This window comes from Streptomyces sp. NPDC056883, from assembly GCF_042788835.1.
Lineage (GTDB): Bacteria > Actinomycetota > Actinomycetes > Streptomycetales > Streptomycetaceae > Streptomyces > Streptomyces stoeckheimensis.
On sequence record NZ_JBHUBS010000002.1, the window covers coordinates 762,983 to 779,016 of the forward strand.

Below are 16,034 nucleotides of genomic sequence, written 5' to 3' on the forward strand. Positions count from 1 at the left end.
CCCGCCCGCTGTTCGCGGCAGGTACGGCCCCAACAGCGAAGGAGGACTGATGTCGCGCTGCCCGAAGGACCGGCGAAGCCGGAGCAGGTTCGCCCAACTGCTTTTCTTGATCGTGGTGTTGACGGTCCCGCTCGTGGACGTCTCCGGGGCTCACGCCGCCACGGTCCACTCCAAACAGGGCCCCGACTGGGATGCCATCGCCCGGTGTGAATCCGGCGGGAATTGGCGGGCGAACACCGGCAACGGCCATTACGGCGGGCTGCAGTTCACCCAGTCGAGCTGGAAGGCGGCCGGAGGCCGCAAGTACGCACCGCGCGCCGATCTCGCCACGAAGGCGGAACAGATCGCCACCGCGAGGAGGCTCGCCAGGATCCAGGGGATGGGGGCCTGGACCTGCGCACGCCGCCGCTGACGGACGCGCCCCAACAGGGCGGCTCCGCCGCCCTGTTGGAAGGGCGCATCAGAGGGCGAGGCCCTCGATCAGTACCGCACCGGGGATCTCCGTGAACAGCTTCCCGGGCGCGATGAGCTTCCCGCGGCGGCGCCCGCTGCCGATCAGCACGTACGGCATGTCGCGGACGGCCGGGTCCACCAGCAGGGGCCAGTCTTCCGGAAGCCCCAGCGGGGTGATGCCGCCGTACTCCATGCCCGTCAGCTCCACGGCGGTCTCCATCGGGGCGAAGGAGACCTTGCGCGCCCCCAGGTGGCGGCGGACGGCGCCGTTCACGTCGACCCGGGCGGCGGAAGGCACCAGGCAGGCCGCGAGGGTGGTCTCGCCGCCGCGCTTGGCGGCCACCACCACGCAGTTCGCCGACTGGTCCAGCAGTTCCCGGCCGAAGTGCTCGACGAAGGCGGCCGTGTCGGCGATGGCCGGGTCGGTGTCGACGTAGAGGATCTGTGCGGCGGGTACGTCTCCCTTCCAGCCGCCGACGGCTCGTGCCACGGGCGGGGTGAGCTCGGCGAGACATTCGGGGGCGGGCAGGGCGTTGTCGAACGGCTCCATGGGAGTGCGCATGGCCGCACGCTAGCATCGCGCCCACAGGCACCCTCCGGCGGCCCGAACACCCTGGCTGACCTGCGGTTTCATCCGGAATACCGGTGGGCTGGGAGTGCGGTCGCGGATGCGGGCCCGGGGGCCCTGTGTCAGCTTGGAACGAGTGGGGGCTGGACCGGGGGGCGTCTTCTTCCCCGAAGGGGTGCATCACAGATGAACCGACTTCTCGCCACGGCCGTGAGTACGGCCGCCGCAGCGCTTCTCGTGGCCGGCGGGGCCGCCTCGGCCTTCGCCGCCGCGCCCGCCGACGACGCGACCGACAAGCTGTGCAGCAGTCTGACCGAACTCAAGGCCGACAACGCGAAGTTGCGCGCGCTCGACCCGGCGACCGCCACCAAGGACCAGATCAAGGACGCCCACAAGGCCGTCCAGGACGACTGGAAGACGGTTGCCGAGTCCACCGCGCAGTTCAACGCCGCCCAGAAGGACGCGGTCAAGACCGCCACCAACGATCTGAAGAAGACGTACGACGACCTGCCCGGCGACACCACCGGCGCCGATGCGCTGACCAAGCTCACCCCGGACCTGCAGAAGCTCGACACGGCCGTCGCGAGCGCCCAGAACGGCCTGCAGTGCGGCTGACCGCCGACCGCTGACCGACCGACCAGCTGACCGGATGCACCGACGGAGCGGGACGCGCACTGCGCGCCCCGCTCCGGCACCGACGGCGTGAGCGCCCGGTGGGCCGTGCCTACCGGGCCTTGCGGGCGTGCAGGACGTACGCCTCCAGGGGGAGCGGGGTGCGGTCGAGCAGCTCCAGTCCGGCGTCGGCGAGCAGTCGGGCGTAGTGCTCGGCGCGGCGTTCACGACCGCCGACGTTGCACATCATGTGGAGGTCCCAGGCCGTGGCCAGCGACGGGGAACCGTCCGCCGGCAGCAGCCGTTCGATGATCAGCAGGTCGGCGTGGGCGGGCATCGCGCGGGCGCAGTGGCGCAGGATCTCCCGGCACCGGTCGTCGTCCCAGTCGTGCAGGATGCGGGAGAGGACGTACACGTCGCCGCCGTGCGGTACGTCTGCGAAGTCGCCGCTGCGGTAGTCGCAGCGGGCGCCGCAGCCCGCGGAGTCGAGCGCGCGGCGGGCCGCCTCGACGGCGTGCGGGCGCTCCAGGAGCGTGCCCCGCAGCCCCGGATGCGCGGTCAGGATGCGCCCGAGGAGCTCGCCGTTGCCGCCGGCGACGTCGACGACGGTCCGCGGGGTGGCTGCCCCGGCCGCGGAGGTGATCACGGGGTGGGCGGGGAGCGGTTCGAACATCCGCGAACTGGCGGCCATGGAACGGTCGAAGAGGTCGGCGAGTTCGGGATCGCGTGCGAAGTGGTCGAAGTGGTTCTCGCCGAAGAGGCGGTCGAAGGCCGGCTGTCCGGTCCGTACGGTGTGGTCGAGGGCGGCGAAGGAACGGTAGAAGGGGCCCGCGTACATCAGGGCCAGGGGGCGCATCGTGTCCGGGGAGTCCGCGCGGAGCAGCGCTCCGAGCCGGGTGAGGCGGAAGCTTTCCTCTTCTGCTTTCTCCTCGGCGTGCCCGGCGTGCCCGGCGTGCTCGGCCACGACGTCGAGCATCGTGAGGTAGCGCAGGAGCGTGCCGAGGTTCTCGGGCCGGGTGGCGGTGCGCCGGGCGAGTTCCCGGGTGCTGGTGGGCGCGTGCAGGTCCATGGCGTCGGGCAGGCCCAGTCGTGCGAACGCGGCGAGTGCCTGTGTGGTCCACGCTCCGGTGAGCAGGCGCAGGAGCGTCTCGGCGGGCCGGGCCGCGTCCGGGTGCTCCTGCGGATCCGCGCGGAGGTGGTCGTCGAGGGCGTCCCGGTGGTCGCCGGGCGTGTAGAGCTCCAGGCGGCGGTAGCCGCACGCCCCGGCCGCGGGAGTGGTGAAGTAGAGGACGGTGCCGTCCTCGTGCGGGTTGTACCCGCCGCCGTCGGGGCGGGCGCCGTGCCGGGCGAGCACCGCGCACAGGCCGCGCAGCACCAGCGGGTCCGGATGCTCCAGTTCGAGGGCCAGGTGGGCCTCGTGGCCCCGGGCCCGTTCGTGCGCGGCGATCGCCTCCAGGTTCGAGTGCGCGGGCACCGTCAGGGCGAACACCTCCACCGCGCGACGCTCTCCGGCCGGGCTCTCGACGCGGGGGCGCAGGATCCGGACGTCGAGCTCGGCCAGGTCGCGGCGGTGGCGCCGGGCGAGCCGTTCCCGTACGACGACGCTGGGCTGGGACGGGGTGTCGACGGCGAGCCCGCAGTCGGCGAGTCGGCGGCGCAGGTCCTGCGGGTCGGTGGGGAAGAGCAGCAGGCCGGCGTGGGCGAAGCGGCAGTGCGGGGCCAGGGACTCCAGCTCGGGGCCGCGCAGGCCGGGCAGCAGGAGGGGCAACAGGGTGGCGGTGTCGTGGTCCCGTACGAAGTCGACGGCCGCGCGCAGGCGGGCCGTGTCGTCGGGAAGCGTCGTGCCGTGGGGAAGCATCGTTTCGCCTCGAAGCGGCGATCCGGCGGGGCGCGTCGCTTCTTCGGGGAGGGTCGTCGTCATCGCGGAGATTCCTCGGGCGGTGCTGGGGCGGGTGCTCCGGCGGAGCGGGGCATGGTGGACCGGCTGTGCGGTGATGGAGTGGGAAGAGGGGGCGGTACGGGGACGATCGGTGGTCACATGCCGACGTAGTTCTCGGCGAACCAGTCCTGGTGGGCGCGGGAGGTGCGCAAGGAGTCGAGGCGGGCGCGCCGCAGGGACGCTTGGAAGAACGATCCGCCTGATGGGGCCGGGGCCGGGATCGCGTGCAGCAGCCCGGTCATCCACTGGGTGAACTCCTGGGCGCGCCAGATGTGCGCCAGGCATTGCGCCGAGTAGCGGTCCAGGGCCGCGCCGTCCCCTCCGGCGAGGGTCTCGGCGAGGGCTCCGGCCAGGATCTCCGCCTCCAGTACGGCGAGGTTCGCGCCCTTCGCGGCGGCCGGCGCGGTCAGGCTCGCGGCGTCGCCGGCGAGCAGGAGCGAGCCGTGGCGCAAGGGCTCGACCACGTCGCACGCGAGGTCGACGACGCCGCGTTCGATGATCGGCCCCCTGCGCAGCGGTCCGTGCTCCGCCGCGCGCATCCGCAGGTCGAGTTCGTCCCAGATCCGTTCCTCGGACCAGGCATCGGCGGGGGCGCCGCGCCGGCACTGGAGGTAGTACCGCGTGACCTGCGGGCTGCGGGCCATGTGGCCGGCGAAGCCACGGTCGTGGACGGCATAGCCGACGGCGTCGAGGCTGGGCGGAGCTTCGGCGAGCAGGCCGAGCCAGCTCACTCCGTGGTCGTGGTGGTGGCGGACCGCGTCGGGCGGCAACGAGCGGCGGGACGCCCCGTGGCGGCCGTCGCAGCCGGCGACGTACCGGGCGTCCCATCGGGCGGGCCGGCCGTCCGGCTCCCGGGTGGTGACGTACGGCCGGGCGCCGTCGGCATCGTGGACCGAGAGCGCCTCGGTCTCGAAGTGGATCCTGCCGCCGGCGTCGAGGTAGTGCGTCAGCAGGTCCGTGACCAGGTTCTGCTGCGGGTAGACGGTGTGCACCTCGCCCCGGCCCAGGGAGCCGTAGTCGAGGCGGAAGCGGCCCTCCCCGGTGCGGAACTCGCACGTACCGTGGGTGCGTCCGTGCCGGTGCAGCCCGTCGGAGAGGCCGTGGCGGTCAAGGATCCGTACGGTGTTCGGCGCGAGGAAACCGGCCCGGGCCCGGGTCTGGACGTGTGAGCGGTCGGCGCGTTCGAGAACGACACAGTCGATCCCGGCGGCGAGCAGGAGGTTGGCGAGCACCAGGCCGGCGGGGCCGGCACCGAGCACGACCACATCGGCCGAGGCGCTTAAGCGTCGACAATTCTGACTTTCTGTCATGGCGCGGGAATCATAAGCACGGAAAAAGCGGAGGAAGATCATAAATCACCCACATGGCGCAGTCGGGTGAAGATCCGACCGCTGGGCTGCGGGCGGTGCGGCGGGCCGACCTGCGGCCCGTGCCGCCGGGTCGCCGGGTCAGGCCTCGGGGTCGATACTGAAGGTCACGGTGCGTGGAGGCGACATGCGTGAACCGGAGCGTCGCGGCCCGAGGCGGGCCTCGGTGCCCGTCAGCCCTGTCAGCCAAACGGCGGCGGTCGTACTGGACGACGCAGGCGTGGTCCTCGCGCGATCGCAGTGGGCCGCGACGCTGCTGGAATGCGCGCCCGGCCGGACGTGTACGCCCTTGCTGGGAGTGCTCCCGCGCGCCGGAACCGAGGGGCGACCGGGCGGGCGCCTGATCACCATTCCGGGTGATGGCGGCGGCGAGGGCGGCGGCGATGCGCATCACGCGGTCACCCTGGTCTGTACCGTCGTACGGCTCGCAGCCCGCACCCCGGGCGGTTCCGGCGCCGAGGCACAGTGGCTGGTCCTGGTCACCCCGTCGGAAACCGAGGCGGAGGCGGCCGAGCGCGATGCGGGGCGACGCCGGAAAGGGCTGTCCCACGCCACCGCCGCGGGCATCGGCACCTCCCTGGACGTGTCCGAGATGGCCGAGACCCTCGTGAACCTTCTCGTCCCCGACTTCGCGGACCTGGCGACCGTCGACATCGCCGAACAGGTACTGGTGGGCGACGAGCCCCCGCACCTCGACACCAGCGGTGACGTCCGCCTGCGCCGGATCGCCGCCGCACAGAGCCCGGAGATATCCGCCGAGGACCTCCTGGCGGTGGGAGAGGCACTTCCCCCGGTGGCGGACAGCGCGTTGATGCGTCCCCTCATGAAGGGGCTGCCCGTGGTGGTCCCGGACGTCGCCGTCCTGTACGAGAAGCTCGGCGTGGATCCGCAGAGCCTGCCGCTGTTCGTCCCGAGCGGGGCTCACTCCTCCGTGGCGGTGCCGCTCTACGCGCGGGGTCTGATCCTCGGCTGCGTCACCGTCTGGCGCAGTCAGCTGCCCTCCGCCTTCGGCGAGGAGGACGCCGCCCTGCTGCACGACGTCGTCTCCCGGGCCGCCCTCGGTGTGGACAACGCGCGGCGCTACACCAAGGAACACCAGTCGGTACTGGCCCTCCAGCGAAGCCTGCTGCCGCGCTCGGCCCTGGACTCCACCGCCGCGGAAACCGTGGGCGTCTACCAGCCCGCGGGCGGCGGTCTGGGCGTCGGCGGGGACTGGTTCGACGTGATCCCCCTGCCGTCGTTGCGCGTCGCGTTCGTCGTCGGGGACGTCGTCGGCCACGGCCTCGATGCCACCACGGCCATGGCACGCCTGCGGACCGCGGTGCAGACCCTCGCCGACCTCGATCTGGACCCGGGCGAGCTCCTCACGCACGTGGACGACCTGGTGCTCGGTCTGTCCAGCGAGGAGCCGGCCGGCGATTCCCGCTCCGAGACGGCGGTGCTCGGCGCGACCTGCCTGTACGCCGTCTACGACCCGGTGACGAGGAAATGCGCCGCCGCCACGGCGGGACATCCACCGCCGGCCCTGCTGGCGCCCGGTGAGGAGCCGGTCTTCGTCGACACGGTGCCGGGACCGCCCCTGGGGGTCGGCGGGATGCCCTTCGAGGTGACGGAGTTCGACGTACGGCCCGGAAGCACGCTCGCGTTCTTCACGGACGGACTCGTCGAGAGCCGCGGCGGCGACATCGGGGAGGGGATGGAGAGGCTGCGGAGCGCGCTCGCCGGTGCGGACTCGAGCCGGACCCTGGGCGAGATCGGCCAGGGCATTTTCGACAGCGTGCTGCCGCGTGAGCCCTCCGACGACGTCGCCCTGCTGCTCGCCCGCCCCCATGTCCTCTCGTCCGATCAGGTCGCCGAGTGGGAGCTCGAAGCCGACCTGTCCCTCGTCGCGCAAGCCCGTGAGCTGGTGGTCGGCCAATTGTCGAGCTGGCAGTTGGACGAACTGGGCTTCGTGACGGAGCTCGTCGCGAGCGAGCTGGTCACGAACGCGATCCGCTACGCCGGGGGACCGGTCGGGCTCCGCCTCATCCGCGACAGAGTGCTCGTCTGTGAGGTGTCCGACCCCAGCAGCACGCAGCCGCGCCTGCGCCGCGCACGGGAGTCGGACGAGGGCGGGCGCGGCCTGTTCCTGGTGGCCCAGCTCACCGACCGGTGGGGCTGCCGGTTCACCGGTACCGGGAAGACGATCTGGACGGAGCAGCCCATAGGCGGGGCCGGGCCCACCCCCTAGGTCCCTGCGGCCCCGAAGCGCATCGTGGCGCGCGAGTGCAGGTCGTACCGCTCCCAGCGCGGCACGGCCGGGTGGTTGGGGTCGCCGGTGCGCACGAAGGAGATCCAGGCCCGGTGCACGCTCCGGGCGAGGTCGTCCCTGGTCCGGACGTCCATCCCCGCCAGGAACGGCGCGTGCGACCACGCGTCGAAATTGTCGAAGACGAACGGCAGGTCCAGGCAGTGCGGGGCACCCAGCCGGCCGTCGTGTGCGGGGGTGGGGAAAGCGAACTCGTACGTCCAGACCGGGCGGCCTCGTACGGCCCGCGCCTCCGCGAACGCCAGGGTGGGCTTCCTGAACAGCTCGTCGGTGGTCAGGTCGATGAGAACATCGACCGGCCGGCCACCCGGGCGGGCGGCCTCGTACGCTGCGTAGGCCTCGGCCGCGCCGTCGCCGAAGCCGTCCCGTGCCCGCCGGAGCACCTGTTCCCTGGTCGCCGACGCGTACGCCTCGCCCAGGCCGAAGACGAAAGCGGTCTCTTCCGCGGTCCAGCCGATGAGCACGTCGATGGCCGCACCGGGACCGTCGAGCAGGTTCTCGACCGGTTGCCGCGCCGCCGTCACGCCGTCGAGGACCGGCATGAACGGCGCCGTCCAGTGCCCCCATTCCGCGGTGGCCGCGAGGAGTCCGGCGGTGGCTTCGACCAGTCGCGGCCACGGCAGCGCCCGCAGTTCGTCCGCGTCCTTCGCGCCGACGATCTCCCGATAGGCGGCGGTGCGGGCCAGGGCCTCGGCGGGTGTGGCGAGGGGCATGGCGAGCAGGACGCTCTGGAGGATGGCCCGGCGGAAGAGGCGGCCGCCGCCGGCGTGGCCCGCGAGCGCCGTCGTGGACAGCGCGCCGGCGGACTGACCGGCGACGGTGACGTTGCCGGGATCTCCGCCGAAGGCGGCGATGTTGTCCTGCACCCAACGCAGCGCGGCGAGTTGGTCGGTGAGCCAGACGTTGCCGCCCTCCTCGCCGTCCGCGGCGTCCGCGCCGTCCGTCGAGGCGAAGTGCAGCAGGCCGAGCGGTCCGAGCCGGTAGTTGAGGTTCACCACCACCAGGTCGCCGTCCCGCGCGAACGTCTCGCCCGAGTAGTTCGGCATCGCCCCGGACCCGGAGATGAAGGCGCCGCCGTGGATCCAGACCAGGACGGGGCGGCGGGCGTCGTCGATGCCGGGTGTCCACACGTTGAGTGTCAGACAGTCCTCGTCGAAGGGCGCGAAGCCGTGGCCGCCGAGCATCGGGTCGACCTCACGGACGATCTGCGGCGCACTCGGCCCGTACGCCGTCGCGTCGAGGGTGCCGCTCCACCCCCGGTGCGGCTGAGCGGGGCGCCACCGAAGGGGCCCGACGGGCGGCGCCGCGTACGGCACGCCCTTGAACACGGCCAGGCCGCCTTCCGCGACGCCGCGGACCGGGCCCGATCGCGTGTGCACGACGGGCGCGGTGCGGTCCTGAGTGAAACCCATCCAGGGCGTCCTTCCGGTGCGGGGGATCGTGGACTCACGGTATTGCGCATTTCTTGCGAACGTCAATATTCTTCTATTCTTCGTCAAGGGGAGGCTCGTATGACGGCGTGGCGCATCGGTACGACGGTGATCCACAAGGTGCTGGAGGCGGAAATCGCCGTATCGCTCCCGGAGGTCCTGCGGACGGACGACAGCGCGCTCTTGGCGAGGTACCCGTGGCCCGCCCCCGACTTCGGCAGGGCCGACGGCACCTTCGTGCTCTCGGTCCACGGGCTGGTCGTGGACACCGGGGCGCGCCGGATGCTCGTGGACACCTGCGTGGGCAACGCCCGGCCGTCGGTGCCGTTCCTGCGCATGCTGGACTCGGCATGGCTCGAAGACCTCGCCGACCTCGGCTACCCTCCGGAGTCGATCGACACGGTGGTGTGCACCCACCTCCACTTCGACCACATCGGATGGAACACGCGCCTGGTGGACGGGAAGTGGGTGCCCACGTTCCCCCGTGCACGCCATCTCGTCACCCGGGTGGAATGGGACCACCGGGCCGACGACGCGGACGCAGACCTCCACGACACGATGCAGCCCTTGATCGATGCGGGTCTCGTCGACTTCGTCGGGAACGACCACCGGGTCGGTGACGGCGTACGCCTGGAAGCCGCTCCCGGGCACACCCCGGGCCAGGTCGCGGTCGTGATCGAATCCGGCGGCGAACGCGCCGTGATCACCGGTGACCTCGTGCACCATCCGGTGCAGTTCACCGAACCGGACGTGGTCGGCCTCGCTGATGCCGATGCGGTGCAGGCCGCCGCCACCCGGCGGGCGTTCGTCGACCGGTACGCCGACACGGGAACGCTCGTGATCGGCACCCACTTCCCCGCTCCCACGGCCGGCCTGCTGCGGCGCGCAGGCGGCGCGGGCGGCGCGGGCGGCGCGGGCGACGGGGTCGACGGGGGCGTGCGGTTCGTCGCGGACGACGGCCGGCGCTGAGCCGTGGACTTCCGGCAGCTGACGTACTTCCTCGCCATCGTGGACCACGGCGGCTTCACCCGCGCGGCCGCGGCGCTCTACGTGTCCCAGCCGTCCCTGTCGCAGGCGATCCACGTCCTGGAGCGGGACGTGGGCAGCAGCCTGTTCCACCGGATGGGCCGGAAGGTGGTCCTCACCGAGGCCGGCGCCGCGCTGGTCGCGCCGGCACGCGACGCCCTGCGCGCCCTGGAGCTGGCCAGGGCCGGAGTCGGCGCCGTCCGGGAGCTTCGCGCCGGCCGTCTGGAGATCGCCGCGATGGCCTCACCCGCGATGGAGCCCCTCAGCACCATGATCCAGCGCTTCACCGACCGCTTTCCGGCGGTGTCGATCGCCCTGCGCGTGGCCCTCACCCGTGAGGACGTGGTCGAGAGGGTGCGTACGGGAGGCTGCGAACTCGGACTGCTGACCACCACCACCGCGTCGCCACTGCCGTGCGCGGACGTCGTCCCGCACCCCGTCGGAGATCACCGGCTCGTACTCGTCACCCCGCCGGACGGCCCGTTCCCGGCCGGCCGGGCCGTGCGACGCGAACAGCTCGAAGGGCGCCGCCTGATCGTCGGACAGCGGGGGACCGGGATCCGCGCCTACGTCGACGACCTGAAGGCGCAGGGCATCGACGTAGGCATCGCGGTGGAGACCGAACACCGCATGGCCTTCCTGCCGTTGGTGCTCGGTGGCGTCGGACTGGCGGTGGTGACGGAATCCTGGACCGACCTGGCGGAGCGGGCGGGAGCCCTCGTCCTCGACCTGGAACCGGCCTGCGTCCAGCGCAACGTCCTGTTGAGCCGCAAGGCGCAGCCGACGCCGGCTGCCCGCGCCTTCCTCGACGTCGCCGTCCCGCCGGCTCATAGGAGCAGCCTATGAGTCACATCGGGGATACGTGTTGGACCCGGACGGCGCCCGCTTGCTGGAATGCGAGCCATGACGAACCACGACATCGCCCTCATCCCCGGCGACGGCATAGGCGCCGAAGTCCTTCCGGCGGCATGCGAGGTCCTCGACGCCGTCGGGAAGCGCCACGGCATCACCTTCGCCTACGAGCAGTTCGACTGGTCCTGCGAGCGCTACCTCCGCCACGGATCGATGATGCCGGAGGACGGACTGGAGCAGCTGCGCCGCCACGACGCGATCCTGCTCGGCGCCGTCGGCTACCCGGGTGTGCCGGACCACGTCTCCCTGTGGGGGCTGCTCATCCCGATCCGCCGGGCCTTCAAGCAGTACGTCAACCTCCGCCCCATCCGCGTGTTCGACGGTCTGCCCAGCCCCGTTCGCGCGGCCGTGGCCGGCGAGGTCGACTTCGTGGTCGTCCGGGAGAACACCGAGGGCGAGTACAGCGAGATCGGCGGTCGGACGAACCGCGGGTTCCCCGATGAAATGGCCGTGCAGCAGGCCGTGTTCACGCGCGCGGGCGTGACCCGGGTCCTCGACTTCGCCTTCCGCCTCGCCGAACGGCGCGGCGGCCCCCTGACCTCGGCGACGAAGTCCAACGGCATCGTGCACACCATGCCGTTCTGGGACGAGCTGGTGGCCGAGCGTGCCGCGGAGCACCCCACGGTCGAGTGGAACCAGGAGCACATCGACGCACTGGCCGCCAGGTTCGTGCTCGACCCCGCACGCTTCGACGTGGTCGTCGCGTCCAACCTCTTCGGGGACATCCTCAGCGACCTGGCGGCGGCCGTGGCCGGCGGCATCGGCATCGCCCCCTCGGCCAACCTCAACCCCGAGGGCGAGTACCCGTCCATGTTCGAGCCGGTCCACGGATCGGCCCCCGACATCGCCGGGCAGGGCATCGCCAATCCGATCGGCGCGATCTGGTCCGCCGCCATGATGCTCGACCACCTCGGCCACCCCCGGGCCGCTGCCGAGATCACCGGTGCCATCGCCCGCGTCCTGGCCACCACCCCGGTACGCACCCGCGACCTCGGCGGCAGCGCCTCCACCGCCGCATTCACCGCCGCCGTCCTTCAGCACCTCTGAGGGGACACGGGACGCGGGACACCTCCCCTGCCTCACACATCAGGGCGGGCTGCGCCTCGGTGCGTGCCGCACAGGATGCGGGTCGGTCTCGGGCAGCAGCCCGAGCATGTCCAGCAGCAGCGCCAGCTCGCTCGCATCGGCGGCCCGTGAGGCGACGAAGCGGCGCGCTGCCGCACGGTCGGTGGTCCCGGAGTACGCCAGGAGGGCCGGCTCGTCACAACCAAAGGGATCCTTCACTCGGCCGATCCCACCACGCCGTCCCGATCCGCGCACGCGCAGTGGGCCGCTTGATCGACCGGCGTCCGAATGGGTGGCACGTTCTTCGGCGAGCGTGGCGGACGGACGGGCACGCCGTCGCCGTTCGGTTCCCCCTTCGAGCCGTGACATGCGTCACGGTCCGCATGTCGGCCTGCGGGCCTCTGTGGAGATCCATTGCCTCGGCACATTTCCGCCTATGTCCCTGTTTGGCGTAGACATGCCGTACTCCTACGGAAACGGAATCTGACACTCCTTTTTCCCCGGCTCCAACAGGACTGACGGGGACGGATTCTGGCGGTGGGTCGGGCGCGTTCCGAAGTGGCCGCGGCCGGGGAATGCACGATCTTCCGGCCGTTTCAAGCGGTGTCCCGAACGTCCCGCGCGTCCGAGTGGCGGCCGCTTGCCAGGCCGCGGGAGGGCTTCTAAGAATGGCGATTCCTCCGGCGCCTTCGCGGTCCGGCGCCGGGAGCTTCGCGATCACCGAGTGAGGTCCCGCATGAAGAAGCACCGTAAGAACTCGCACCACCGGAAGATAGTCATCGCCGTCGGGGCGCTCGCCCTCGTGGCCGTACCCACCACGGCCATGGCCTGCCTCGACCCGCAGACGACCGACCCGATGCGGCCCGTCGCGTCCGGGCATGACAGCCGCCCCTGGTACGGCGACCCCGCCGCGCAGCAGCCCGTGGAGGTGCCGGTCCAGGCCGATGCCCCCGCCGAGCTGCAGCCGGTCGTGGAGTCGCCCGTGGAGCAGCCCACCGAGCAGCCCGTCGAGATCGCGCCTCCCGCGCAGACCGGGCCGCAGCAGCCGGTGGAGACGCCCCCCGAGCCGGCCGCAACCCCCGGACCCTCTGACTCCGCGGCACCCTCCGGCGCCCTGGCCGAGGTCCTCGCGCTGGTCAACACGGAGCGCGCCGCGGTCGGGTGCCCCGTACTGACCGTGAACGAGAAGCTCGCGAAGGCCGCGCAGGACCACAGTGAGGACATGGCCGCCCACTCCAACATGTCGCACACCGGCTCGGACGGATCCGACCCGGGCCAGCGGATCACCCGCGCCGGGTACCAGTGGCGTACGTACGCCGAGAACGTCGCGTACGGCTATCCCACCGCCGCCAAGGTCATGGAGGGCTGGATGAACAGCCCGGGGCACAAGCGGAACATCCTCGACTGCGACCTCAAGGAAATCGGCATCGGCCTCGCACAGCCGGGCCAGTACTGGACGCAGGACTTCGGCGCCACCCGCTGAACCTCAAATGACCTTTGAATTGAAGGGGATGGGGCGGTTTCGACCTTCTTAACGTCTGTTAGTGTGCCCGCGCTTGGTGTTCGTCCATCATTCCGTTTCCCCTCGTGCGCGCAGTGTCCGAGGGGTGTTGCGAGGTGTCGTGTACGTGTACAGCGCTCCGTTTTCCCCTGTCGAGGCCAGATCCGCGCGAGCCCGCATGGGGCTGACCGTGACCCAGGTGGCCGCCTCCATGGCGTCCTGCGGTACCCCGGTCGACCCCGAGCTGGTCCTGGGATGGGAGCGGGGCTCCCACGTGCCCTGCGACCAGCACCTCTTCGCGCTCGCCGATGTGCTGTGGTGCGACACGGTCACCCTCATGGGCAACGGGCCGAGGACGCTCGTCGAGTTCCGGCTGGCCCGCCGGCTCGGCGTGGAGGGGCTGGCGTACCGCCTGGGCATGGAGCCGTCCGAGTACCGCGCCGCGGAGTCGGCACGGCAGTGGCACGGTGATGCGCGGCAGACGCGGGTTCTGGTGGAGGCCTTGGGGCTGTCCTTGCGCAAGCTGACCGGGATCGTGGGCCGGGACGGCGAGTTGGAGGACCATCTGCGGTCGGCCATCGCGGGTCGGTGGAAGGTGCACGTCGATCCGGTGGTGGAGATCGTCGCCGTGGACGCGACGAGCGTGGGCGATGCGCTGCGAACGATGCACGGGGAGTTCTCCGAGTTCTCCGAGCGGTACATGGGCAACCTCGTGGCCCGCAACGACGACTCCCGGCTCAAGGAGATCGCGGCGGAGCGTGCGGCGTACCTGCGCCGTCTGCCCGACCGGTTCTGGGAGTTGATCGGCGAAGAGGGCGAGAGGGCCTAGCCGTACCTCGGGGTGGACGGCTGAGGCGGAGTACGGCGGCGCTCGCGCGCCGTGGCGGCGCGGCAAGGCCGGGCGGCGGGGAATCCGCTCCGGCCTTGCTGTGCTGCCACGGTCGGCTGGTCAGCCGGGCAGTGAGTAGTGGGGGAGTGCTCCGGTGCCCGGACGGGCGACGGCGCCGTCCTCCACGTCGTCCCAGTCGATGTCCATCGTGCTGCGGCCGGTGAAGACGTTGAAGACCAGGTTCAGGGCGATGGCCGTGAGGGCGCCCAGGGTGATCCCGCTGTCGAGTACGGCCCGGATGCCGTCCGGCATGCGGTCGAAGAACGGCGCGACCGTGGTCGGCAGCAGTGCGGCGCCGAGACTGACCGCCAGGATCAGGGTGTTCCGCTCCTCGCGCAGATCCGCCTTGCCCAGGATCTGGACGCCCACCGCGGCGACGATGCCGAACATGGAGACCGCCGCCCCGCCCAGTACCGGGTGGGGGATCGAGGCGACGAGGCTTCCCGCCTTCGGCAGCAGCCCGAGGGCGATCATGAACACGCCCGCCGCCACCACCACGTAGCGGCTCATGATCCTGGACATGCGGACGAGCCCGATGTTCTCCGCGAACGCCACGTACGGGAACGAGTTGAGGACGCCGCCCAGCACCGTCGCCGCGCCGTCGGCACGCAGGGCCCGCGCGACCGTGTCGGCGTCGACCTTCTTGCGGGTGATCTCCCCGATGGCGTAGACGTCCCCGGTGGTCTCCACCATCGTGATCAGCATGACGACGAGCATCGCGATGATCGGGAACAGCTCGAACCGGGGCATGCCGTAGTGGAACGGTGTGGTGACCCCGAGCCAGTCCGCCTGCTCCACCACACCGAAGTCGACGTCACCGAGGATCCACGCCACCGTCGTGCCCGCCACGAGCCCGAACAGGACGGCGAGGCTGCTGAGGAGGGGTTGGCCGACCCGGACCAGGATCAGGATGAAGAGCAGGGTGCCGAGCGCGTACGCCAGGTTCTTCGGAGATCCGTAGTCGGGTGTTCCGATGAGGTGCGCGCCGCCGGCTGCGTCCTGGAGGGCCACGGGTATCAGGGTGATGCCGATGATGGTGAGGACGGTGCCGATGACGACCGGCGGGAAGTACTTCACCAGCTTGCTGAAGAGCGGCGCGAACAGGAAGGTGGCCATGCCCGCCGTGATCACCGCTCCGTAGACGACGAGCAGCCCTGCGGTACCGCCGCCCGCCCCCGTACCGATGGCGATCATGGGGGAGACCGCCGTGAAGGTCACGCCTTGGACCAACGGCAGCCTGGCGCCGACCTTCCAGACCCCGAGGGCCTGGACGATCGAGGCCACGCCGCAGGTCAGGAGGTCCGCGTTGATGAGGTGGACGAGCTCCTGGCGGGTGAGTCCGAGGGCGTTGCCGAGGAGGACCGGGACGATGACGGCCGCGGCGTAGAACGCGAGCACGTGCTGGAAGCCGTACAGGGCGAGCCTGGGGATCGGGAGCAGCTCGTCGACGGGGTGTGTCTTGTGCCGGGAGGAGCGCTGTGGGGAGGACTGCCGGGAGGTCTGTCGGGGCATTCTTGCCATCTCTGCCTTGCCTTCACGAGGTAGGTGAATGAGAAAACCGCCGCTCTCCAGCCCTGGATGACAGGGCGAGGGCAGGCCGGCTCGCACGGAGCCGACGCCGGGCGGTGTTGCCGACAGCACGTCGCTCTGCATGTACACGTGTCCTGAGTTGGCAGGACGTCCTTCGATCATTGGATCGGATCACGGTTTGATCATTGGATCCGAAGGGGTTTCGACCGGAGGGCGCTCACCATAGCCAAAGGTGGGGTTTCCTCGCGAGTAACCGGAGCGAGGCATCCCTGTTGTGCGGCGGTGGGCACGGCAAACGACCCGGCCTTCCCCCCCCCGCACGTTTCGGGGGGGGGGAGGTCGGGTGTGTTGGGTTGGGGGGGGGGGGCGAGGGAACAGGGGGGAGGTCTGGGGGGAGGTGGGGTTGGGGGGGAGGGCCCGAGTGGTGGGGGGGC

14 protein-coding genes are annotated in these 16,034 nt (G+C 71.4%); 8 read left to right on the plus strand and 6 right to left on the minus strand.

What is annotated here, in order from left to right:
• Positions 1-49: 49 nt before the first annotated feature.
• Positions 50-412, plus strand: coding sequence for a transglycosylase family protein (locus ACFRU2_RS08665; protein WP_382969377.1), 363 nt, complete (start codon positions 50-52; stop codon positions 410-412).
• A gap of 48 nt (positions 413-460) precedes the next feature.
• Here ACFRU2_RS08665 and ACFRU2_RS08670 read toward each other — a convergent pair whose 3' ends face one another.
• Positions 461-1,015, minus strand: a complete 555-nt coding sequence (locus ACFRU2_RS08670; protein WP_382969380.1) for a YbaK/EbsC family protein — start codon at positions 1,013-1,015, stop codon at positions 461-463.
• Between the two features lie 192 nt (positions 1,016-1,207).
• Here ACFRU2_RS08670 and ACFRU2_RS08675 point away from each other — a divergent pair, with 192 nt between their 5' ends.
• Positions 1,208-1,636, plus strand: a complete 429-nt coding sequence (locus tag ACFRU2_RS08675) for a hypothetical protein (protein WP_382969382.1) — start codon at positions 1,208-1,210, stop codon at positions 1,634-1,636.
• 109 nt (positions 1,637-1,745) lie between these two features.
• Here the strand turns inward: ACFRU2_RS08675 and ACFRU2_RS08680 are convergent, their stop codons facing one another.
• Positions 1,746-3,491 carry a methyltransferase gene (locus ACFRU2_RS08680; RefSeq protein WP_382969640.1) on the minus strand — a complete coding sequence of 582 codons (1,746 nt, stop codon included), beginning with the start codon at positions 3,489-3,491 and terminating at the stop codon, positions 1,746-1,748.
• Positions 3,492-3,667: 176 nt separating this feature from the next.
• Positions 3,668-4,882: a 4-hydroxybenzoate 3-monooxygenase gene (locus ACFRU2_RS08685; RefSeq protein WP_382969385.1), complete on the minus strand. Its 1,215-nt coding sequence runs from the start codon at positions 4,880-4,882 to the stop codon at positions 3,668-3,670.
• A gap of 223 nt (positions 4,883-5,105) precedes the next feature.
• Between ACFRU2_RS08685 and ACFRU2_RS08690 the strand changes: the two genes are divergently transcribed.
• A complete protein-coding gene (locus tag ACFRU2_RS08690) occupies positions 5,106-7,169 on the plus strand; it encodes a SpoIIE family protein phosphatase (RefSeq protein ID WP_382969387.1) in 2,064 nt (687 codons plus the stop codon).
• Here the strand turns inward: ACFRU2_RS08690 and ACFRU2_RS08695 are convergent.
• Positions 7,166-8,659, minus strand: coding sequence for a carboxylesterase/lipase family protein (locus ACFRU2_RS08695; RefSeq protein ID WP_382969390.1), 1,494 nt, complete (start codon positions 8,657-8,659; stop codon positions 7,166-7,168). The two genes, ACFRU2_RS08690 and ACFRU2_RS08695, sit on opposite strands and share 4 nt — an antisense overlap.
• A gap of 99 nt (positions 8,660-8,758) precedes the next feature.
• Between ACFRU2_RS08695 and ACFRU2_RS08700 the strand changes: the two genes are divergently transcribed.
• From ACFRU2_RS08700 to ACFRU2_RS08710, 3 genes are read left to right on the plus strand one after another with little or no spacing between them, the layout of a single operon-like run.
• Positions 8,759-9,646, plus strand: coding sequence for an MBL fold metallo-hydrolase (locus tag ACFRU2_RS08700; protein ID WP_382969392.1), 888 nt, complete (start codon positions 8,759-8,761; stop codon positions 9,644-9,646).
• A 3-nt stretch (positions 9,647-9,649) separates the two neighbouring features.
• Complete coding sequence (locus ACFRU2_RS08705) at positions 9,650-10,549, plus strand: LysR family transcriptional regulator (RefSeq protein ID WP_382969395.1); 900 nt, start codon at positions 9,650-9,652, stop codon at positions 10,547-10,549.
• Positions 10,550-10,606: 57 nt separating this feature from the next.
• A complete protein-coding gene (locus ACFRU2_RS08710) occupies positions 10,607-11,662 on the plus strand; it encodes a tartrate dehydrogenase (RefSeq protein WP_382969398.1) in 1,056 nt (351 codons plus the stop codon).
• 39 nt (positions 11,663-11,701) lie between these two features.
• On the opposite strand, the gene ACFRU2_RS08715 is transcribed toward ACFRU2_RS08710, so the two are convergent.
• Positions 11,702-11,899, minus strand: coding sequence for a hypothetical protein (locus ACFRU2_RS08715; protein ID WP_382969400.1), 198 nt, complete (start codon positions 11,897-11,899; stop codon positions 11,702-11,704).
• A 517-nt stretch (positions 11,900-12,416) separates the two neighbouring features.
• Between ACFRU2_RS08715 and ACFRU2_RS08720 the strand changes: the two genes are divergently transcribed.
• Positions 12,417-13,163 carry a CAP domain-containing protein gene (locus tag ACFRU2_RS08720; RefSeq protein ID WP_382969403.1) on the plus strand — a complete coding sequence of 249 codons (747 nt, stop codon included), beginning with the start codon at positions 12,417-12,419 and terminating at the stop codon, positions 13,161-13,163.
• Positions 13,164-13,359: 196 nt separating this feature from the next.
• Positions 13,360-14,010, plus strand: a complete 651-nt coding sequence (locus tag ACFRU2_RS08725) for a transcriptional regulator (RefSeq protein ID WP_382969406.1) — start codon at positions 13,360-13,362, stop codon at positions 14,008-14,010.
• A gap of 120 nt (positions 14,011-14,130) precedes the next feature.
• On the opposite strand, the gene ACFRU2_RS08730 is transcribed toward ACFRU2_RS08725, so the two are convergent.
• Positions 14,131-15,582 (minus strand): nucleobase:cation symporter-2 family protein, encoded by a 1,452-nt coding sequence (locus ACFRU2_RS08730; protein ID WP_382969408.1) that lies wholly within the window; start codon positions 15,580-15,582, stop codon positions 14,131-14,133.
• Positions 15,583-16,034 lie beyond the last annotated feature (452 nt).